Consider the following 20266-nt stretch of genomic DNA (forward strand, 5'->3'; position numbering starts at 1 on the left):
GCAGAGAACACGAGGAGCAGCAAGGTGTTCAATGACATAGGCGCACTCGAGCTGCTGACGCTCGTGGTTCTCGCCGTGCTCGTATTCGGTCCGGAGAAGCTGCCGAAGGTCATCCAGGACGTCACGCGCACCATCCGCAAGATCCGTGAGTTCTCGGACAGCGCCAAGGAAGACATCCGGTCGGAGCTCGGACCTCAGTTCAAGGACTTCGAGTTCGAGGACCTCAACCCCAAGACGTTCGTCCGCAAGCAGCTCATGGACGGGAACGACGACCTGGGGCTCAAGGAGATCCGCGAGAGCTTCGACCTGCGCAAGGAGATGGCCGAGGTCACCGACGCGGTGAACGGTCGCGAGAGCGCCCCGTCCACCGGCACCGCCGCGGCAGCCGCGTCCGGTGCCGCCGCCACGCCGGACCTCCTCAAGAAGCCCGCGCAGCCGGCCAAGGACGAGCGCCCGCCCTTCGACGCAGACGCCACCTGAGACCGTCAATCCCGACTCGTCCGGACGGTATGGCTATTCTCCATCTGTCCGGTTGCGAGGTTGCCCATGCCCACGGGGGGAGGGCCGCTCCGGATCAGTGACAGATCGAGGAGGCGGCCGGGCAGATGGAGACGACGAGTCGGGTAGGGGCGGATGGTGCGCCCAGCACAGTCACCGCAGAGGGGGTGCCGGCGACCCGGCGTACTGTCGACGGCTATCTCAAGGCGCCGTTCCCCTGGTACGGGCTGGACGAGGCCTTCACCGGCCCGCGCTGGCTGATGACCGTCACCGCCGCGGCGGACGACACGGTGCAGCACGGTTCCACCGGGCACGGCGAGGAGCCCGTCGTACGGGCCGACGCGGGGGCGGAGAAGGCGCGCTTCGCGGTGGTCGTGACCGTGGGCAGCAGCCCCGTACGGGACAGCGACGACGGTACGGGCGTCCTGGACGCCACCACGGTGTCGTCGGCGGCCTGGCTGGCGGGCTCCGGCCTGCTGGACTGCACCTGGCCCCCGCAGATGGACCACACCCTGCGTGGCGAATGGCTGAACCAGCAGACCGAGACCGCGTTCGAGCTCGCGGACGACCTGGGCCGGGAGCCCTGGTCGACGCTGTCCCTTCCGGTGGACGGCGTGCCGGTGGACTTCCACTACCGCGAGTCGGAGTTCGGCTGGGTGCTCGCGGGCTCGGCCCCCGGCGGGGTGCACATCGGCGCCTACGGGCGCGGCATGAGCGCCTACGGCCTGGGATTCGCGGTGATCGGCGACATCGCCTCGTACGAGAACTGAGCGAACGGGTGGGGGCGGCCTCCTCAGGAGACCGCCCCCACCCGTACGTCGCTCAGAACTTGTTGCGCGGGGTGAGCCCCAGGGACATGCCCGACAGGCCGCGCTGACGGCCGCTCAGCTTGTCCGCGATGGAGCGCAGCGCGGAGCCCGCGGCGGAGTCCGGGTCGGACAGGACGACGGGCTTGCCCTCGTCGCCGCCCTCACGCAGCCGTACGTCGATCGGGATGGACCCGAGCACCGGGACCTCGGCGCCGACCGTCTTCGTCAGCCCGTCGGCGACCCGCTGCCCGCCGCCCGAACCGAACACGTCGACGATCTCGTCGCAGTGCGGGCACGGCATGCCCGACATGTTCTCGACGACTCCGACGATCTTCTGGTGGGTCTGTACGGCGATGGAGCCGGCCCGCTCGGCCACCTCGGCGGCGGCCTGCTGCGGGGTCGTGACGACCAGGATCTCGGCGTTCGGGACGAGCTGCGCCACGGAGATCGCGATGTCACCGGTGCCCGGCGGCAGGTCGAGCAGCAGGACGTCGAGGTCGCCCCAGTACACATCGGCGAGGAACTGCTGCAGCGCGCGGTGCAGCATGGGTCCGCGCCACACCACCGGGGCGTTGCCCGGGGTGAACATCCCGATGGAGATCACCTTCACGCCGTGCGCGGACGGCGGCATGATCATGTTCTCGACCTGGGTGGGCTTGCCGTCCGCGCCGAGCATCCGGGGAACGCTGTGCCCGTAGATGTCCGCGTCGACCACACCGACCTTGAGGCCGTCGGCCGCCATCGCCGCCGCGAGGTTCACCGTCACCGACGACTTGCCGACGCCGCCCTTGCCCGACGCGACCGCGTAGACGCGGGTCAGCGAGCCGGGCTTGGCGAAGGGCACCTCCCGCTCCGCCGTGCCGCCGCGCAGCGACGAGGCGAGCTCCTTGCGCTGCTCGTCGCTCATCACGTCGAGGGTGACCTCCACCCGCGACACGCCCTCGACGCGGGCCACCGCGTCGGTCACGTTCTTGGTGATCGTCTCGCGCATCGGGCAGCCGGAGACCGTGAGATACACGGTGACAGCGACTACACCGTCAGGATCGATCTCGACCGACTTCACCATGCCCAGCTCGGTGATCGGTCGGTGGATCTCCGGGTCGTTCACTGTCGCCAGCGCTTCACGCACCGCGTCTTCCGTAGCCATACCTCGATAGTACGGTGCGCGCGCAGCGGTCCTTGGAAGGGTGGCGGGCGACGGGAGGGAGGTACGGCGCCGGGGGCTACGCGTGGGTAACGCGTCAGCGGTCGCCTTCGTCACTCTCGGCCTGCGAGAGGATCCGGCGTTCCTCCATGTCCTTCACCATGGCCTCCAGCTCCGAGCGGATCCAGTCCCGCGTGGCGACCTCGCCGAGGCCCATCCGGAGCGCGGCGATCTCCCGGCTGAGGAATTCCGTGTCCGCGATCGAGCGCTCGTTCTGCTTGCGGTCCTGCTCGTGGGTGACCCGGTCGCGGTCGTCCTGGCGGTTCTGCGCGAGGAGGATCAGCGGGGCCGCGTAGGAGGCCTGGAGGGACAGCATCAGGGTCAGGAAGATGAACGGGTACTCGTCGAACCGCAGTTCGTGCGGCGCGAAGATGTTCCACACCACCCACAGGATGATGATCAGGGTCATCCAGACGATGAACCGTCCGGTGCCCAGGAAGCGGGCGATGCGCTCGGAGAACCGGCCGAACGCCTCGGGGTCGTACTCGGGCAGCAGCCGGCGCCGCGGTGCCTTCGGCTGGTCGAGCCGGGGACGCGGCGGACGCATGATGCCCGAGGCGCCCGTCGGCACGGCCCTCGCGCGGTCCTCAGCGGCCACCGGTGATCTCCTCCTCGCCCAGGAAATCCGTCTCGCGCCAGTCGTCGGGCAGCAGGTGGTCCAGCACGTCGTCGACGGTCACCGCGCCCAGCAGCGAGCCGCTCTCGTCCACCACGGGCACCGAGACCATGTTGTACGCGGCCAGATGGCTGGTCACGGCGGGCAGCGGGGTGTCCGGAGCCAGGGGGACCAGGTCGCTGTCGACGATCGAGCTCACCAGGGTGAACGGCGGATCCCTCAGCAGTCGCTGGAAATGCACGGTGCCCAGGTATCTGCCGGTCGGGGTCTCGTCCGGCGACCGGCAGACGTACACCTGGGCGGCGAGCGCGGGGGAGAGGTCCTGCTGGCGGACCCTGGCCAGCGCGTCCGCGACCGTCGCGTCGGGCCGCAGGATGATCGGCTCGGTCGTCATCAGCCCGCCCGCCGTCCGCTCCTCGTACGCCAGCAGGCGCCGTACGTCGGCCGCGTCGTCCGGGCGCATCAGGGCGAGGAGCCGCTCCTTGTCCGCCTCCGGCAGCTCCGAGAGCAGGTCGGCCGCGTCGTCCGGGTCCATCGCCTCGAGGACGTCCGCGGCGCGGTCCTCCGCCAGCTTGCCCAGGATCTCCACCTGGTCGTCACCGGGGAGCTCCTCCAGGACGTCCGCGAGCCGGTCGTCGTCCAGGGCGGCGGCGACCTCGGCACGGCGCTTGGGCGTCAGGTGGTGCAGGGCGTTGGCGACATCGGTGGGGCGCAGCCGTTCGAAGGTCGCCACCAGGTTCTCGGCGCCCTGCCCGTGCTCCTCCAGCGAGAAGCCGCTGATCGCCGACCACTCCACAGTCAGCGTCTCGCCCTTGCGGCGGAGGGCACCGCCGCGTCCCTTGCGTACGAAGAACTTGTCGATCTCCCAGTCGCGGCGGGCGGGGAGCTGCTGGATGGCGACGTCGAGGACGGTCACCTCCTCGTCCGTCTCCTTGAGGCGCACCCGCCGGTCAAGGAACTCGCCGAGGACGAGTCGCTCGGTCGGGCGCTGCTCGAAGCGCCTCATGTTGACCACACCGGTGGTGATGACCTGGCCCGACTCGACCCCCGTCACCCGGGTCATAGGCAGGAAGATGCGCCGCCGGCTCACGACCTCGACCACCATGCCGAGCAGCCGTGGGGGCTTGCCGCCGACCCGGAGCATCGCCACCAGATCCCGGACCCGGCCGACCTGATCACCATTCGGGTCGAACACCGGTACGCCGGCGAGGTGTGAGACGAAAACCCTGGGAGTGACTGCCGCCATCCTGTGCGCCTCCCTCTGTCCCTCACGTCCTCCTTCGCCGTGATCAGGCTAGCCCGTACCGGTCCGTCACGCCCTGGCGGGCCGTCCGTACGGCGCTCTGCCGAATGGCGTACGCGGCACGGGTACGCTGCCGTCTGCCACCCCCGGAAACACAGATGAGAGGCAGTGCGCCTGTGACCTCTTCCGCCCCGGCCGTCCGGGCCCACCGCCGGACCGCTCTCGCCGTGGTGCTCTGCGCGGGACTGACCGTCGCGCTCACGGCCTGCGCGGGAGAGGACCCGGACAAGGGGACCAACGGCGTCGGCAAACTGACGGCCTCGCAGATCGAGAAGAGGGCGCTGGCCGCCGCCGGGGCCGCGGACGCCGTGCGGCTGACGGGCAAGCTGGTCAGCAAGGGCGGGACGTACACCCTGAACATGCAGCTCAGCGGCAAGGGCGGCACGGGGTCGGTCACCTCGAAGCAGAACACGTTCGCGCTGCTGCGCATCGGTGACGAGCTCTTCCTCAAGGCGGACGCCGGCTTCTGGAAGGACGAGAAGGCCGACGACGAGAGCGATCAGGCCGCCGACAAGCTCGGCGGCATGTACGTGAAGGTGCCGGAGGACGATCCCACCTACCAGCAGCTGCGCGGCTTCACGGAGAAGAAGACGCTCCTCGACGGGATGCTGTCCCTGCACGGGGAGATCAACAAGGGCGGCCGGGACACGGTCGGCGGCGTGCGCACTGTGCAGATCATGGGCGGAAAGGGCGAGGGGGGCGCACTGGACGTCTCCCTCAAGGGCACTCCGTATCCGCTGCGGGTGGCCCGTGGCGGCGGCGGCGGGACCGTCACCCTCGCCGACTGGGGCAAGGCCTTCCCGCTGGAGGCACCGGCCGAGGACGACACCGTCGACTACGGCGGCGAGCTGCCCAGGTCCTCCGCCTGACTGAGCCGGTCAGCGCTTCCCGCGGCGCTTCAGCAGCAGCCGGGGAAGCGCTGCCGGCGCCGTGCGCCGCGTCGTCGCCCCCGTGGGCAGCGGTGGTGCGGCCAGCGAGGTGTCCGGCAGGTCCGTGCGGGACTCGCCGGGCGCCAGCCTTACGACGCGGCACTCGCGCGCCCAGCGCTCCGTCATCTGTTCGGCGTCCGGCGCGTTCAGCCGCTTGCCCTTGAGCTCGCCGACCGCCGCCTCCCACTCCTCGGAGTGCGGCTCCAGCACCGTGACGGCGGCGGTCCAGGCCACGAGCATGCCGCCCTTGTCCTTGCTGCGCACGGTCACCTCGGCGGCGGCGCCGGCGTCCAGCCCGGCGGGGAGCGGCTGCTCCCCGGGGCCGTCCCCGACGAGCACGGCCGCACCCTCGTGCCACACGTGCCACAGCGCCCGGGAGGGGCCGGTGCCCCGCACCCAGATCAGACCGGACTTCTTGGTGGCCTCCTCGACGAGAGCCCGGGCAAGCAACACGTCAGCAGCAGTCATGCCCGAACTCTATTAGAGCCAGCCGTTGCGCTTGAGGGTGCGGTGGATGGAGAAGCAGACGACGCCGATGAGCGCCAGCACCATCGGATAGCCGTACGTCCAGCGGAGTTCGGGCATGTGCTTGAAGTTCATGCCGTACACCCCGCAGATCATCGTCGGTACGGCGATGATCGCCGCCCAGGACGTGATCTTGCGCATGTCCTCGTTCTGCGTGACGGTCGCCTGCGCCAGATTGGCCTGGAGGATCGAGTTGAGCAGTTCGTCGAAGCCGATGACCTCTTCGTGCACGCGCGCCAGGTGGTCGGCGACATCGCGGAAGTACTTCTGGATGTCGGGGTCGATCAGCCGCATCGGGCGCTCGCTCAGCAGCTGCATCGGCCGCAGCAGGGGCGACACGGCGCGCTTGAACTCCAGCACCTCGCGCTTCAGCTGGTAGATCCGGCCCGCGTCCGACCCGCGCGGGGTCCCTTTGGCGGGGGTGGAGAACACATCGATCTCCACCTCGTCGATGTCGTCCTGCACCGAGGCCGCCACCGCGATGTAGCCGTCGACGACGTGGTCGGCGATGGAGTGCAGCACGGCGGACGGGCCCTTGGAGAGGAGCTCGGTGTCCTCCTGGAGCCGGTGGCGCAGGGCGCGCAGCGACCCCTGCCCGCCGTGCCGGACGGTGATCACGAAGTCCCGCCCGGTGAAGCACATCACCTCACCGGTCTCGACGACCTCGCTGGTCGCGGTGAGTTCGGCGTGCTCGACGTAGTGGATCGTCTTGAAGACGGTGAACAGCGTGTCGTCGTAACGCTCCAGTTTCGGCCGCTGGTGGGCGTGGACGGCGTCCTCGACGGCGAGCGGGTGGAGGCCGAACTCCCGTGCGATACCGGCGAATTCCTCCTCGGTCGGCTCGTGCAGACCGATCCAGGCGAAGCCGCCCTCCTCCCGCACGCGCAGAATCGCCTCGCGCGGTGTCAGGCCGGAGACCTGGGTGATCCGGCGCCCGTCCCGGTAGACCGCGCAGTCGACGACGGCGCTGGAGGCTGACGGGTCGCGGGTGGCGTCGTAGCTGTTGTACGGGGTGTTGCTCTTGCGCAGGGACGGGCGCACGGCGGCGCGCAGGTCACGGATCATCGACATGGCTGGCTCCTCTTCACGGAGGGCCGTCGGTGGGCACGTGGAACTGCCCGGAATGGGGACGTGCGCTCACGTCCGCAAAGCGGGCGGCACCGCGTGGGCACGATGACGGCGTTCGCTACAGACAGGCAAAAACGCGGGGCTCTTCCGGTGCGCGAACTGCCGTGGTGACGTCCGGGAAGGGCGTCAGATCACAGAAGGAAGGCGTCGTGCGGAAGGGCGGTCGGTACTGCACGGTCGACTTGGATCCACCGCAGCCCCACCTCCTCCGGCCGGTCCCCCGTGGGGGATCACGTGTTGTCAGGACTGAGAGCGCGCTCCGCGTGCTGTCCCGACCGACGCCTCAGGCTATCAGCCGGTCGAGGAGCCAATCCCTTTCTGTTCCCATTCCTTACGCGATCTATGCTCGCGGCATGGGAGAAATTCTTGATCTGGTCGAGGCCCGGCTCCGTACGGCGCTGGGGGAGCCGGACGCACGCGCCGATGTGACGTTCCTCGGCACGGACCGCATCGAGGTGCTCCGCTTCATCGACGGCGATGTGGTGCGCTACGCCACGCTCGGCATGTCCGCCCAGCCGATGGCCGACCCGACCGCGCCCCTCGCCGACCCAGTGAAGGGCCCGCGCGCCGAACTGGTCCTGTCCGTACGGGTGGGGCTCGCCGACACCGACCAGGTGCTGCGGCCCCTCGCGGTGCTGGCGGCCTCCCCGCAGGTCGAGGGGCTGATCGTGGCCCCCGGGGCGTCACTGGACCTCGGGCAGCCGCTGTGGACCGGGGCGCCCTTCAGCTCCGTCCTGGTCGCCGAGCCGGGCGGACTGGTCGAGGACCTCGAGCTCGACGCCCCGATGGACCCGGTGCGCTTCCTGCCGCTGCTGCCGATGACCCACAACGAGGCGGCCTGGAAGCGGGTGAGGGGCGCCCAGGAACTCCAGGAGCGCTGGCTCTCGCAGGGGACCGACCTGCGGGACCCGCTGCGCGCGTCCGTACCGCTGGACTGACGCCCCGGGCGGGAGAAGCCCCGCCGCGCGGCCAGGAGGGGGAACCGCGGGCGGGGCCGGTGAAGGGAGGTCAAGGTCAGTCGGCGAAGACGGTGACGCCGTCCTCCGCGGCGTGACGGGGCTCCAGCTCCTCCGCCTCGTGGGTCAGCGCGGCGCGACGGACCCGGACGACGACCGCGCCGACGAGTGCCGCGACGGCGGCGACGACGAACGGCGTGTGGATGTCGCTCCACTCCTCGATCTTCGGAGCGAGGTAGGGGGCCGCGGCCGCGGCGAACCAGCGGACGAAGTTGTATCCGGCGCTCGCCACCGGGCGCGGCGCGTCGGAGACGCCGAGGGCCAGTTCGGTGTAGACGGTGTTGTTCATGCCGATGAAGGCGCCCGAGACGATGGTGCAGACGATGGCCGTCGTGTGGTTGCCGTAACCGAGGATCACCAGGTCCGCGGCGAGCAGCACCAGGGAGCCGCCGACCACCTTCAGGGAGCCGAAGCGCCGCTGCAGACGCGGCGCGACGAGCACCGAGAAGACGGCGAGCAGCAGGCCCCAGGCGAAGAACACCGCACCCGACCTGTACGGCGACATGTTCAGCACGAACGGCGTGAAGGCCAGGATCGTGAAGAACGCGTAGTTGTAGAAGAACGCCGAAGTGGCGACCGAGGCCAGTCCGCCGTGGCCGAGCGCCCGCACCGGGTCGAGCAGCGAGGTCTTCCGGGCCGGCTTGGGCTGTTCCTTGAGGAACGCGGTGATGCAGAGGAACCCGATCGCCATCAGGGCCGCGGTGCCGAAGAACGGGTAGCGCCAGCTGGCGTCGCCGAGCAGCGCGCCGACCAGCGGCCCGCACGCCATGCCGAGGCCGAGCGCCGACTCGTACAGGAGGATGGCCGCCGCACTGCCGCCGGCGGCGGCGCCGACGATCACCGCGAGGGCGGTGGAGACGAACAGGGCGTTGCCCAGGCCCCAGCCCGCCCGGAAGCCGACCAGTTCGGCGACCGACGACGACGTTCCGGAGAGCGCGGCGAAGACGACGACCAGCGCCAGGCCGGCCAGCAGCGTCTTGCGTCCGCCGATGCGGCTGGAGACGAAGCCGGTCACGAGCATCGCGACGGCGGTGATCAGGAAGTACGAGGTGAACAGAAGGGACACCTGGCTGGGTGTCGCCTCGAGTCCCTTGGCGATGGACGGCAGGATCGGGTCCACCAGACCGATTCCCATGAAGGCGACGACCGAGGCGCCCGCCGTGGCCCAGACGGCCTTCGGCTGACGCAGGATGCTGGTCGCCCCTTCGTCGAACGGATCCTCTGCCGGCATGGGTTCTCTCACTCTCCACTAGGTCGTTGGGTTATACACAGAATAAGTTAGGCAAGCTAATAAGTGCAACCCACATCTATCTTCCTCCGGTCAAAGCCGCGCTGCGGACGGGTGATCGTCCTTGACGCGGCGACGACCGGAGAGGACCGTTGGGCGTTATGAGGGGCGAACCCAGTTGCCCGAAGTGCGGTGGCCGGGTCAGGGCGCCCGGCCTTTTCGCCGACGCCTGGCAGTGCTCCGCGCACGGCCAGGTGCACCCGATGCAGCCGGTGGTCCCGCCGAGCTTCGAGGCGCTGGGCGTGGTGGTGCACCGGGCCCGGGTGCCGGTGTGGATGCCCTGGCCGCTCCCGGTGGGCTGGCTGTTCACGGGCGCGGCGTACGCGGGCGACGACCGCAGCGGCGGCCGGGCGACCGCCGTCGCGTGCTCGGGCCCCGGCCCGCTCGGAGGCATGGGGGAGCTGCTGCTCGTCGCCGAGGAGCTCGGCGTCGGGCTCGGCGCGCGTTACGCGGGCATCGACGGCCCCGACCCCGGCTCCGGACTGGCCGTCGAGGCCGCCCCCGACGCCAAGGTGCTCGCGGCGGGACGTCCCACCCCGCTCTGGCACGTCAAGAACGCCCCCGCCGACCGTGCGGTCTTCGCGGGCGAGGCGCGGGGCCTGTGGCTCTGGGCGATCGTCTGGCCCGAACAGTCCGGGCTGCTGATGTACGACGAACTGGTGCTGACCGACCTGCGCGACGCCGGAGGGGAAGTGGACCTCCTGCCGTGCGGGGCGCTCACGCCCCGGCTGCTCACACCGCCCTGACCCGGCGGTGGGAGGGGGCCGGACGGGTGACACCCGGCGGTTATCCTTGAGCGTCCCCTGTCCGCCCGCCAGCTCTGGAGTACGCGTCGTGCGCATCGATCTGCACACCCACTCCACCGCTTCGGACGGCACGGACACCCCCGCCGAGCTGGTGGCCAACGCGGCGGCGGCCGGTCTCGACGTCGTCGCACTGACCGACCACGACACGGTGGGAGGCCACGCGCAGGCGCTGGCCGCCCTCCCTGACGGGCTCACGCTCGTCACGGGCGCCGAGCTCTCCTGCCGCGTCGACGGCATCGGCCTGCACATGCTGGCCTACCTCTTCGACCCGTCCGAGCCCGAGCTGTCCCGTGAGCGCGAGCTCGTCCGGGACGACCGGGTGCCGCGGGCGCAGGCCATGGTGCGCAAGCTCCAGGAGCTGGGCGTCCCGGTCACCTGGGAGCAGGTCGCGCGGATCGCCGGGGACGGCTCGGTCGGCCGCCCGCACGTCGCGACCGCGCTCGTGGAGCTCGGCGTCGTCGACACCGTCTCCGACGCCTTCACCTCGGCCTGGCTGGGCAACGGCGGACGGGCGTACGCCGGCAAGCACGAACTCGACCCGTTCGACGCGATCCGGCTGGTCAAGGCCGCGGGCGGCGTCACCGTCTTCGCCCACCCGCTCGCCGTCAAGCGCGGCGAGGTGGTCCCGGAAGCCGTGATCGCGCAGCTGGCCGACGCCGGGCTCGACGGCATCGAGGTCGACCACATGGACCACGACGAGCCCACCAGGGCCCGGCTGCGGGGGCTCGCCTCCGAGCTGGGGCTGCTGCCCACCGGGTCCAGCGACTACCACGGCACCCGTAAGACCGTCCGGCTCGGGGAGTACACCACCGACCCCGAGATCTACGGCGAGATCATCCGGCGCGCCACGGGAGCGTTCCCCGTGCCGGGCGCCGGTGGACCGGTCCCCGCGTAACGGGTTCACCCCCTTCTTCCCTTTCCCCCGTCGCACCCCGTGCGCCCGGGCGTCCTCATGGCGTGCCGACGCGTGCGTCCCCCTGTTCGGCCCGCTCTTCTCTCGCAAGGCTCACCGTGTTCGACATCGCTGTCTTCGGATCCCTCTTTCTCACCCTTTTTGTGATTATGGATCCGCCCGGAATCACACCGATCTTCCTGGCCCTCACCGCCGGCCGCCCCGCCAAGGTGCAGCGCCGGATGGCTCTGCAGGCCGTCGCCGTCGCCTTCGGCGTGATCGCCGTCTTCGGCCTGCTCGGCCAGCAGATCCTCGACTATCTGCACGTCTCCGTGCCCGCGCTGATGATCGCGGGCGGGCTGCTCCTGCTGCTCATCGCGCTGGACCTGCTCACCGGCAAGACGGACGAGCCGACGCAGACCAAGGACGTCAATGTCGCCCTCGTGCCGCTCGGCATGCCGCTGCTCGCCGGACCCGGTGCGATCGTCTCCGTGATCCTCGCGGTGCAGAACGCCGACGGGACGGCCGGTCAGATCTCGGTGTGGGCGGCGATCGTCGCCATGCACGTCGTGCTCTGGGTGACCATGCGGTACTCGCTGCTGATCATCCGTGTGATCAAGGACGGCGGTGTGGTCCTGGTGACCCGTCTCGCCGGGATGATGCTCTCGGCCATCGCCGTACAGCAGATCATCAACGGCGTCACCCAGGTCATCCAGAACTCCTGAGGCCCGCACGGTCCGGACACCACAGCGCCCCCGCACGGGCCTTCCGTGCGGGGGCGCTTCGTCTTCAGCTCATGTCATCCGCTCGAAACCAGCGACGCCGAGCAATGCAAGGTGTTACGAAGCCGACGTGTCGGCCGGCCGGATGTAGATGCGCTGGCCCATTGCCGCGGCCTGCTGCACGATCCGGTTGACGGAGGCGGCGTCCACGACGGTGCTGTCCACGGCGGTACCGTCGACATCGTCGAGTCGCATGATCTCGAAGCGCATATGGCTTCCCTTCGTCTGATCCTCCTGCTGGAGAACTACTGGGAGGACGGGCATGCCGTCCGCAAGGATGGGGAGCGCAAGACGTCTGCGTCTCGCGCTCCTACAGGGGGTACAACGGCTTGCCTACTGCAAACATTCCCTACGCTAAGGAAATTTTTTGGATGTCTAAGTACCCGTCGGTAATCAGTCATGCGCAGACAACGATGAGGCCCGTATGAGCCACCCGGACACGCGGCCGGACGAAGGGCCGGGCATCCTCGAACAGCTGGACCGCACCAACGAGCTGCTCCAGCGCGTACTCGCCGAGGTGTCGAAGACCCCCTCCACCCACGCGATCTTCGTCGACGCGGGTTACGTCTACGCGGCGGCAGGGCTGCTCGTCACCGGCACCGAGGACCGCCGGTCCTTCGACCTGGACGCGGAAGGGCTGATCGAGGCCTTCATCGACAAGGCCCGCACGATCTTCGCGGACAGCAGGCTGCTGCGCGTGTACTGGTACGACGGGGCCAGGCGCCGGATCCACACCGTCGAGCAGCAGTCCATCGCCGAACTCCCCGACGTCAAGGTCAGGCTCGGCAACCTCAACGCCAACAACCAGCAGAAGGGCGTCGACTCACTCATCCGCACCGACCTCGAGTCGCTCGCCCGGCACCGCGCCATCAGCGACGCGGCGCTCGTCGGAGGCGACGAGGACCTCGTCTCGGCCGTCGAGGCCGCACAGGGCTACGGTGCCCGCGTCCATCTCTGGGGTATCGAGGCGGGCGAAGGCCGCAACCAGGCCGAGCCGCTGCTCTGGGAGGTCGACAGCCAGCGCACCTTCGACCTCGACTTCTGCCGCCCGTATGTCACCCGGCGCTCCGTCACGATGTACGACGACGACAGCCCGGCGCCCGCGCGCGAGGACGTCCGCTTCGTCGGTGCGCAGATCGCCGCCGGATGGCTCTCCTCGCGCGGCCGCGACGCCCTCGCCGACCTGCTGCCCGGGCACCCCTACCTGCCGGGCTCCGTCGACCAGGACCTGCTCGTCGAGGCCGAACGGCTCCTCCAGCACTCGCTGCGCGGCCACGCCCATCTGCGCAGGGCGTTGCGCGACGGCTTCTGGCAGCACCTCCAGGCGCAGTACTGACCCCGGCCGCCGCGGCGGACCGGGCCCTCGGGTGAAGCTCAGACGCTCTTCCAGAACGAGACGAGGGCCGCCGCGGTCTCCTGGGGCCGGCCCGTGTTGGGGGAGTGCTCGGCGCCCTCGATCACGGTGCGGTGGGCGCCGAGCCGCTCCGCCATCCGGTCGAGCAGCGGCACCGGCCAGACGTCGTCGCGCTCGCCCGAGACCACGTGTACGGGGAGGGAGAGCGCGGTGAGTTCGTCCACCCGGTCGGGTTCGGACGACAGCTGCGCGCCGGTGGCGATCAGCTGGGCCGGGTCGTGCAGCATCCAGCGGCGGCGCAGGTCCTCGCCGTCACCCGTGTCCGCGTCCTCGGGCGGGTCCATCGCGCGCATCATCTGCCAGACCTGGGCCATGCTCCAGCGGCTCAGCGCGTCACTGAGCAGCCGTGCCTTCTGCTGCTGCGCGGGGTCGATCTCGGCGGGGCCCGACGACATCAGGGTCAGCGAACGGAAGGGCGTGGCATCGAGCAGCACTGCCGCGCGGGCGATCTGGCCGCCGAGGGAGTGCCCGAGCAGATGGATGGCCCCGGGCAGGGCGGTGTCGTCGGCGGCGGCCGCCTGAGCGAGCACGTCACGGGCCAACTCGACTTGTTCGTAAGGGTTCTGACGATCCGTCCGCTCAGTCTCGTGCTGCCCTCGCCCGTCGACGGACAGCACGCGGAACCCGGCGTCGGCGAGGGGTTCGAGCAGCGCGATGAAGTCCTCCTTGCTGCCGGTGTACCCGGGCAGCAGGAGGGCGGTGGAGTGCGCGCCTGCGGGCGGCGCGGCATCCAGCACGGCGAAGTCCCCGCGCTCGGTACGCAGTACGCGGGCACGAGCACAGGGGGGCGGGGTGAAGGTGGGCGGCCGGCTCATGGGGCCGAGGGTATCGCCGGGAGCCCGGCCGCGCCCGGGCAGACGTACGGCCCCGGCCCCCGCAGTGCGGGAACCGGGGCCGTACGGAGGTGAAGCGGTGCCGGAGATCAGCCCTCGGCCGACTCGGCGGCTGCCGCCGCGCGGGACCGGCGCCTGCGAGGCTTCGCGGGCGCCTCGCCGTCCGTCACGGTCTCGGTGACCGCGGCGGTCTCCGCCTTCTCCGCAGCAGCGGCGCGCGGCCGACGACGGCGCGGCTTGGTCTCCGCCGTGTCCTCGGCGGTGGCCGTGGAGACCTCGGCCTTCGGCTTGGCGGCGGCACGCGGACGGCGGCGCGACGTGGTCTCGGTCACCGGCTCGGAGACCGGGGCGATCTGGAAGTCGACCTCGTCGGCCGGCTTCACGACCCGGGTGCGGCGGCGCGGCTTGGCGGCCACGGGCTCCGCCGCGGGCTCGGCGATGGCCACGGTCTGGAAGTCGACCACGGGCTCGGCGGCCGGGGCCGGGGCGAGGACCGGCTCGGTGGCGGCGGCCGTGGCCGTGGCACGCGCACGGCGACGGCGCGGCTTCGCCTCCGGGGCCGGCTCGGCCTCGGCGACGGGCGCGGGCTCGACGACCGGGGTCTCGGCCACGGCCACCGCGGCCTCGGTCACGACCTCGGGTGCGGCTGCACGGGTACGGCGGCGGCGGCGCGGGGTGCGCGGCTCGGACGTGTCCTCACCGGTCGCCTCGGCGGCGGCGGGGGCGGGCACGGTGACGGCGGCGGCCTCGTCGGTGACGCTGCCGCCCCTCGTGCGACGACGCTGACGCGGCGTGCGCGGCGGACGCTCCTCGCGGGGTGCCGGGGCGGAGGCGGCGGACTTGCGGCCGCGGCCGCCGGTCTCGCCGAGGTCCTCGATCTCCTCCGCGCGCAGACCCGCACGGGTCCGCTCGGTGCGCGGCAGGACACCCTTGGTGCCCGCGGGGATACCGAGCTCCTCGTACAGGTGCGGAGACGTGGAGTACGTCTCGGGCGGGTCCGGGAACTTCAGGTCCAGGGCCTTGTTGATCAGCTGCCAGCGCGGGATGTCGTCCCAGTCGACCAGTGTGATCGCGATGCCCTTGGCACCCGCGCGGCCGGTACGGCCGATGCGGTGGAGGTACGTCTTCTCGTCCTCCGGCGACTGGTAGTTGATGACATGGGTCACGCCCTCGACGTCGATGCCGCGCGCGGCGACGTCGGTGCAGACGAGGACGTCCACCTTGCCGTTGCGGAAGGCACGCAGCGCCTGCTCGCGCGCGCCCTGGCCGAGGTCACCGTGGACCGCGCCGGACGCGAAGCCGCGCTTCTCCAGCTGCTCCGCGATGTCGGCGGCCGTCCGCTTGGTGCGGCAGAAGATCATCGCCAGCCCGCGGCCCTCGGCCTGCAGGATGCGCGAGACCATCTCCGGCTTGTCCATGTTGTGCGCGCGGTAGACGAACTGTGCGGTGTTCTTGACGGTCGTGCCCTCGTCGTCGGGCGACGTGGCGTTGATGTGCGTCGGCTGCGACATGTAGCGGCGCGCGAGGCTGATGACGGCACCGGGCATGGTGGCCGAGAACAGCATCGTCTGGCGCTTGGGCGGCAGCATGGTGATGATGCGCTCGACGTCGGGCAGGAAGCCCAAGTCCAGCATCTCGTCGGCCTCGTCGAGGACCAGGACGCGGATGTGCGACAGGTCGAGCTTGCGCTGACCCGCCAGGTCGAGCAGCCGGCCCGGGGTGCCGACGACCACGTCGACCCCCTTCTTGAGGGCCTCCACCTGAGGCTCGTACGCCCGGCCGCCGTAGATGGCGAGAACGCGGACGTTACGGACCTTGCCGGCGGTCAGGAGGTCGTTGGTGACCTGCTGGCACAGCTCGCGGGTGGGGACGACGATCAGAGCCTGCGGCGCGTCCGTCAGCTTCTCGGGCGCGGCGCGGCCGGCCTCGACGTCGGCGGGGACGGTCACACGCTCCAGGAGCGGAAGACCGAAGCCGAGCGTCTTGCCGGTGCCGGTCTTGGCCTGGCCGATGACGTCGGACCCGGAGAGCGCTACGGGGAGCGTCATCTCCTGGATGGGGAAGGGGGACATGATGCCGACCGCCTCGAGGGCTTCGGCCGTCTCGGTAAGGATTCCGAGGTCGCGGAACGTAGTCAGGGTGCTGCCTCTTCTGTGAGACGCGGCCCGAGGCGAACGCGGGGGGTCGTACCGTGCCGGGGTTGGTCATCCGGCCGTGGATGGGCCGGGTGGCGCGGGACCACTGCCGTCGCTCGAGCGCTCGTGCCGCTGAGGGGGCCCCTCATCTGCGGTCGTACGTGGTGTACGCCCCGCGTGGAGGGCTGTCAGGTCGGAGCCGATCGGGCCACCGACCGGGCATCCTCATTCAATGTCGCGCTCCTGGCACAACAAAATGCTCAGTAAGCGCAATACCACTGTACCCCGGATTCGCGCATGCGTGTTGGGCGAATTCATCGGATCGGTGTGATGCTCCCGCTGCGCGGGCCCTTCGGTCCCCCGCGGGGCGGGCTATTCTGCGCTCCATGGAGACGCCTGACAACGCCACTGAAGCATCCGACGAAGCACCCGCCCCGACCGGTATCGCCGCCCAGGACTGGGCCACCGCGTCCGAGGACCCGCAGTACCGCGCCGCGGTCGTGGATCTGCTCGGCGCCCTCGCCTACGGGGAACTCGCGGCCTTCGAGCGGATCGCCGAGGACGCGAAACTCGCGCCGACACTCGGCGACAAGGCGGCACTGGCGAAGATGGCGTCCGCCGAATTCCACCATTTCGAGCAGCTGGCCGACCGGCTCACGGCCATCGACGAATCGCCGGCCGCCGCCATGGAGCCGTTCGGCAAGGCACTGGACGACTTCCACCGTCAGACGGCCCCGTCGGACTGGCTGGAAGGCCTGGTCAAGGCGTACGTCGGCGACTCGATCGCCAGCGACTTCTACCGGGAGATCGCCGCCCGCCTCGACACGGACACCCGCTCCCTCGTCCTCTCCGTGCTCGACGACACGGGCCACGGGAACTTCGCGGTCGAGAAGGTGCGGGCCGCGATCGATGCGGAGCCCCGCGTCGGCGGCAGGCTCGCCCTGTGGGCGCGCAGGCTGATGGGCGAGGCTCTCTCGCAGGCGCAGCGGGTGGTCGCGGACCGCGACGCCCTGTCCATGATGCTCGTGGGCGGTGTGGCGGACGGCTTCGACCTGGCCGAGGTCGGCAGGATGTTCTCCCGGATCACCGAGGCGCACACCAAGCGGATGGCCGCGCTCGGCCTCGCGGCCTGATCCGGAGGGCGGGCCCTACTGGGCCGCCGCTGATCGCACCGGCCGGCTGGAGCGCGGGCGGATCAGCAGGGACAGGGTCACGGCCCCGACCAGCACGGCGCCGGCGAGCGTGGCCAGGACATGGCCGGAGCCCAGTGTCGAGTGCGTCAGATAAGCCCCGAAGAGGGCACCCAGCCCGCCCGTGACGAACACCACGCGGGAGGACGGGAGCCGGCCGGGCAGGGAGCGGAGCACGACCCAGGACAGGGCGAGTCCGAGCACGACGGCGCTGATGGATTCCCAGAGCACAGGGGTCACCTCGCTACTGATTGCGCGACGGTCGGTCGGTCGTAGGCCGTCCTACCCGGGGCTTGCGGAATACAACCCTCCCCGGCCGCTGTGAACCCCGCCGAGGGGAGACACCGGGCCGATCCGGAGGAGAAAAGGTGGAGGCCCGGCGGATGATTCCGCCGGGCCTCCACCTCTGCTGCCGTGTCGCGCGGGCTACAGCGCGCCGAATCCCACCCGTCGGGTGCTGGGCTCGCCGATCTCCACGTAGGCGATCCGGTCGGCCGGCACCAGGACCTTGCGGCCCTTGTCGTCCGTGAGGCTGAGCAGCTGCGCCTTGCCGTTGAGCGCCTCGCCGACCGCGCTCTCGACCTCTTCGGCGGAAAGTCCGCTCTCCAGAACGATCTCGCGGGGCGTGTGCTGTACCCCGATCTTGACCTCCACGGCTATGTCCCTCCGACGGTCCGTCTCTGCGCGGTGAACCGCGCCGTACGCAGCACACATTAGCCCGGTGAAGGGACGGACCACGGGTCGACCGGCAACGCCCGCAGCGAACACCGGCCGCGGCTCACGCCGTGCTCAGTGCTGATCGGCACCGTGCAGCGGGAATCCGGCGATGCCCCGCCAGGCCAGCGACGTCAGCAGCTGTACGGCGGAGTCGCGCGGAATGCCGGACGGGCTGGAGAGCCAGTAGCGCGCCACGACCTGGGAGACGCCGCCGAGGCCGACCGCGAGCAGCATCGATTCGTCCTTGGACAGGCCCGTGTCACCGGCGATGACGTCGGAGATGGCCTCCGCGCACTGCAGCGAGACCCGGTCGACCCTCTCGCGGACCGCCGGCTCGTTGGTCAGGTCGGACTCGAAGACCAGACGGAAGGCGCCGCCTTCGTCCTCCACGTACGCGAAGTAGGCGTCCATCGTCGCCTCGACGCGCAGCTTGTTGTCCGTGGTCGAGGCGAGCGCCGTACGGACCGCCTGGAGCAGTGACTCGCAGTGCTGGTCGAGCAGGGCGAGGTAGAGCTCCAGCTTTCCGGGAAAGTGCTGGTAGAGCACCGGCTTGCTGACGCCGGCCCGCTCGGCGATGTCGTCCATCGCCGCGGCGTGGTAGCCCTGGGCGACGAAGACCTCCTGGGCGGCGCCCAGCAGCTGATTGCGTCGGGCACGGCGGGGCAGCCGGGTGCCCCGCGGGCGCGCCGCCTCTGTCTGCTCGATGGCTGTCACGCCGCCTCCCAAATTCGTGATCGAACACAGCCGTACCGTGCACGCTGCGCCGTTGGGCCATCGTACTTTTGAGTAACCCGGGTGCGCGCGGCGCGGACGCAGAATTTCACGGACCGGACGGCTGCGGAAGCCGCAGAAACGTCGGCCCATGCCGCAAAGCGGTGCGTTTTACCGGTAATCGTCCTCATCTTGTGTGACAACACGGGCCTGTTCCGCCGCATCCGCCTCGTTCGCGGTGGAGCGGTCGATTCCGGTGAGCGGTTCGTCGCGCTCCGGCCGGACGGCGGCCCGCTGTTCAGCGGTGTCGGCTTCGGGTGCTTCGGGGTCCGGTTCGTCCGGCTGTGGATCCTCGAACGTCTCCGGGTCGCTCGGGTCGACCGTCATGATGGCTCCCTTCCTTCCCTTGCAGCCTAGGAGCAACCCCCGAAGGGCGCGATGCGGCCTGTGACCGCGAACACATGAACCACCGCGTGATCGTCTCGTAACATTGCCTCCATGTCTTCGACCGAGCTGCCCGGTATCAACGCCGCCGCCGCCGCGGTGGCACCCACGGTCAGTGCCGTCCGGGTCGCGGAGGGTGAGGAGCTGCGCTCCGTCGCGCTGCCCGGCCTCACCCTGACCGTCCGTTCCCGCCCGCCGGAGGCGGAGGGGGCGGATCCGGCGCTCTTCGTGCACGGGCTGGGCGGCTCCTCCCAGAACTGGTCGGCCCTGATGCCGCTGCTGGCGGACACGCTCGACAGCGAGGCGGTCGATCTGCCCGGCTTCGGGGACTCCCCGCCGCCGGACGACGGCAACTACTCCGTCACCGGACACGCCCGGGCGGTGATCCGGCTGCTGGACGCGGGAGGGCGCGGGCCCGTTCACCTTTTCGGTAACTCTTTGGGGGGCGCTGTTGCCACCCGGATCGCGGCGGTCCGGCCCGACCTCGTGCGCACACTGACGCTGATCTCCCCGGCCCTGCCGGAGATCCGCGTCCAGCGGCCCGCCGTGCCGACCGCCCTGCTCGCACTCCCGGGCGTCGCATCCCTGTTCGCCTGGCTCACCCGGGACTGGACCGCGGAGCAACGCACCCGTGGTGCCATGGCACTCTGTTACGGCGATCCGGCACGTATCTCCGACGAAGCCTTCCGCCACGCGGTGGCCGAGATGGAGCGCCGGCTGGAACTGCCGTACTTCTGGGACGCCATGACGCGCTCGGCGCGGGGCATCGTCGATGCCTACACGCTGGGAGGGCAGCACGGGCTGTGGCGCCAGGCCGAGCGGGTGCTCACACCGACCCTGCTGGTGTACGGCGGACGGGACCAGCTGGTCTCGTACCGGATGGCACGCAGGGCGTCCGCGGCCTTCCGCGAGTCGCGCCTGCTGACACTGCCCGAGGCGGGGCACGTGGCGATGATGGAGTATCCGGAGGCGGTCGCCCAGGCGTTCCGGGAACTGCTCGACGAACGTGGCAGGAGCTGATCCGGG

23 protein-coding genes are annotated in these 20266 nt (G+C 70.6%); 10 read left to right on the forward strand and 13 right to left on the reverse strand.

Translation table 11 applies throughout. From position 1 onward, the window contains the following. Positions 1–24: 24 nt before the first annotated feature. Both ACIBCU_RS10070 and ACIBCU_RS10075 read left to right on the forward strand, forming a co-directional pair. Positions 25–480, forward strand: a complete 456-nt coding sequence (locus ACIBCU_RS10070) for a sec-independent translocase (RefSeq protein ID WP_362933396.1) — start codon at positions 25–27, stop codon at positions 478–480. A 125-nt stretch (positions 481–605) separates the two neighbouring features. Next, positions 606–1268, forward strand: coding sequence for a hypothetical protein (locus tag ACIBCU_RS10075; protein ID WP_362933399.1), 663 nt, complete (start codon positions 606–608; stop codon positions 1266–1268). Positions 1269–1320: 52 nt separating this feature from the next. Here ACIBCU_RS10075 and ACIBCU_RS10080 read toward each other — a convergent pair whose 3' ends face one another. The 3 genes from ACIBCU_RS10080 to ACIBCU_RS10090 form a co-directional block, all read right to left on the reverse strand. Next, positions 1321–2454: an Mrp/NBP35 family ATP-binding protein gene (locus ACIBCU_RS10080; protein ID WP_104788851.1), complete on the reverse strand. Its 1134-nt coding sequence runs from the start codon at positions 2452–2454 to the stop codon at positions 1321–1323. A gap of 94 nt (positions 2455–2548) precedes the next feature. Beyond that, the gene (locus tag ACIBCU_RS10085; RefSeq protein ID WP_399230518.1) at positions 2549–3109 is read right to left on the reverse strand and encodes a DUF1003 domain-containing protein; all 561 of its coding nucleotides are present in this window, start codon (positions 3107–3109) and stop codon (positions 2549–2551) included. Then, on the reverse strand, positions 3099–4373 hold the full coding sequence (locus ACIBCU_RS10090; RefSeq protein ID WP_362933405.1) for a magnesium transporter MgtE N-terminal domain-containing protein: 1275 nt from the start codon (positions 4371–4373) through the stop codon (positions 3099–3101). The genes ACIBCU_RS10085 and ACIBCU_RS10090 overlap by 11 nt, the downstream gene beginning before the upstream one ends. Positions 4374–4546: 173 nt before the next feature. On the opposite strand from ACIBCU_RS10090, the gene ACIBCU_RS10095 reads away from it, so the two are divergent. Then, positions 4547–5299, forward strand: coding sequence for a hypothetical protein (locus tag ACIBCU_RS10095; protein ID WP_399230521.1), 753 nt, complete (start codon positions 4547–4549; stop codon positions 5297–5299). 9 nt (positions 5300–5308) lie between these two features. On the opposite strand, the gene ACIBCU_RS10100 is transcribed toward ACIBCU_RS10095, so the two are convergent. Both ACIBCU_RS10100 and ACIBCU_RS10105 read right to left on the reverse strand, forming a co-directional pair. Then, on the reverse strand, positions 5309–5827 hold the full coding sequence (locus ACIBCU_RS10100; RefSeq protein WP_399230523.1) for a hypothetical protein: 519 nt from the start codon (positions 5825–5827) through the stop codon (positions 5309–5311). A 12-nt stretch (positions 5828–5839) separates the two neighbouring features. After that, positions 5840–6955, reverse strand: coding sequence for a magnesium and cobalt transport protein CorA (locus ACIBCU_RS10105; RefSeq protein WP_362933414.1), 1116 nt, complete (start codon positions 6953–6955; stop codon positions 5840–5842). Between the two features lie 410 nt (positions 6956–7365). Between ACIBCU_RS10105 and ACIBCU_RS10110 the strand changes: the two genes are divergently transcribed. Continuing rightward, positions 7366–7950: a suppressor of fused domain protein gene (locus ACIBCU_RS10110; protein ID WP_362933417.1), complete on the forward strand. Its 585-nt coding sequence runs from the start codon at positions 7366–7368 to the stop codon at positions 7948–7950. 76 nt (positions 7951–8026) lie between these two features. On the opposite strand, the gene ACIBCU_RS10115 is transcribed toward ACIBCU_RS10110, so the two are convergent. Then, entirely contained in the window at positions 8027–9259 is a 1233-nt protein-coding gene (locus ACIBCU_RS10115; RefSeq protein WP_362933419.1) for an MFS transporter, read from the reverse strand. 158 nt (positions 9260–9417) lie between these two features. Here ACIBCU_RS10115 and ACIBCU_RS10120 point away from each other — a divergent pair, with 158 nt between their 5' ends. The 3 genes from ACIBCU_RS10120 (at position 9418) to ACIBCU_RS10130 (ending at position 11739) form a co-directional block, all read left to right on the forward strand. After that, the gene (locus ACIBCU_RS10120; RefSeq protein WP_362933422.1) at positions 9418–10062 is read left to right on the forward strand and encodes a DUF6758 family protein; all 645 of its coding nucleotides are present in this window, start codon (positions 9418–9420) and stop codon (positions 10060–10062) included. Between the two features lie 88 nt (positions 10063–10150). Next, positions 10151–11017 carry a PHP domain-containing protein gene (locus tag ACIBCU_RS10125; RefSeq protein ID WP_362933425.1) on the forward strand — a complete coding sequence of 289 codons (867 nt, stop codon included), beginning with the start codon at positions 10151–10153 and terminating at the stop codon, positions 11015–11017. A gap of 116 nt (positions 11018–11133) precedes the next feature. Next, on the forward strand, positions 11134–11739 hold the full coding sequence (locus tag ACIBCU_RS10130) for a MarC family protein (protein ID WP_362933428.1): 606 nt from the start codon (positions 11134–11136) through the stop codon (positions 11737–11739). A gap of 114 nt (positions 11740–11853) precedes the next feature. On the opposite strand, the gene ACIBCU_RS10135 is transcribed toward ACIBCU_RS10130, so the two are convergent. Next, positions 11854–12006, reverse strand: coding sequence for a hypothetical protein (locus ACIBCU_RS10135; protein WP_014154223.1), 153 nt, complete (start codon positions 12004–12006; stop codon positions 11854–11856). 214 nt (positions 12007–12220) lie between these two features. Here ACIBCU_RS10135 and ACIBCU_RS10140 point away from each other — a divergent pair, with 214 nt between their 5' ends. Beyond that, positions 12221–13132: an NYN domain-containing protein gene (locus ACIBCU_RS10140; RefSeq protein WP_362933431.1), complete on the forward strand. Its 912-nt coding sequence runs from the start codon at positions 12221–12223 to the stop codon at positions 13130–13132. A gap of 38 nt (positions 13133–13170) precedes the next feature. Here the strand turns inward: ACIBCU_RS10140 and ACIBCU_RS10145 are convergent, their stop codons facing one another. Together ACIBCU_RS10145 and ACIBCU_RS10150 are read right to left on the reverse strand one after the other, a co-directional pair. Further along, on the reverse strand, positions 13171–14025 hold the full coding sequence (locus tag ACIBCU_RS10145; RefSeq protein WP_399230528.1) for an alpha/beta fold hydrolase: 855 nt from the start codon (positions 14023–14025) through the stop codon (positions 13171–13173). A 107-nt stretch (positions 14026–14132) separates the two neighbouring features. Beyond that, positions 14133–16115 (reverse strand): DEAD/DEAH box helicase, encoded by a 1983-nt coding sequence (locus tag ACIBCU_RS10150; protein WP_362933437.1) that lies wholly within the window; start codon positions 16113–16115, stop codon positions 14133–14135. 440 nt (positions 16116–16555) lie between these two features. Between ACIBCU_RS10150 and ACIBCU_RS10155 the strand changes: the two genes are divergently transcribed. Next, complete coding sequence (locus tag ACIBCU_RS10155; protein ID WP_399230889.1) at positions 16556–17311, forward strand: ferritin-like fold-containing protein; 756 nt, start codon at positions 16556–16558, stop codon at positions 17309–17311. 15 nt (positions 17312–17326) lie between these two features. Here ACIBCU_RS10155 and ACIBCU_RS10160 read toward each other — a convergent pair whose 3' ends face one another. The 4 genes from ACIBCU_RS10160 to ACIBCU_RS10175 form a co-directional block, all read right to left on the reverse strand. Further along, a complete protein-coding gene (locus tag ACIBCU_RS10160; RefSeq protein ID WP_362933443.1) occupies positions 17327–17599 on the reverse strand; it encodes a hypothetical protein in 273 nt (90 codons plus the stop codon). A gap of 195 nt (positions 17600–17794) precedes the next feature. After that, on the reverse strand, positions 17795–18022 hold the full coding sequence (locus ACIBCU_RS10165) for a DUF3107 domain-containing protein (RefSeq protein ID WP_167526138.1): 228 nt from the start codon (positions 18020–18022) through the stop codon (positions 17795–17797). Between the two features lie 135 nt (positions 18023–18157). Further along, positions 18158–18799, reverse strand: coding sequence for a TetR/AcrR family transcriptional regulator (locus ACIBCU_RS10170; protein ID WP_099174612.1), 642 nt, complete (start codon positions 18797–18799; stop codon positions 18158–18160). Positions 18800–18967: 168 nt separating this feature from the next. Beyond that, positions 18968–19183: a hypothetical protein gene (locus ACIBCU_RS10175; protein ID WP_399230531.1), complete on the reverse strand. Its 216-nt coding sequence runs from the start codon at positions 19181–19183 to the stop codon at positions 18968–18970. A 111-nt stretch (positions 19184–19294) separates the two neighbouring features. Between ACIBCU_RS10175 and ACIBCU_RS10180 the strand changes: the two genes are divergently transcribed. Beyond that, entirely contained in the window at positions 19295–20260 is a 966-nt protein-coding gene (locus ACIBCU_RS10180; protein WP_399230533.1) for an alpha/beta fold hydrolase, read from the forward strand. The last annotated feature ends 6 nt before the right edge of the window (positions 20261–20266 follow it).

Source organism: Streptomyces sp. NPDC051064, from assembly GCF_044455985.1.
Taxonomy (GTDB): Bacteria; Actinomycetota; Actinomycetes; order Streptomycetales; family Streptomycetaceae; genus Streptomyces.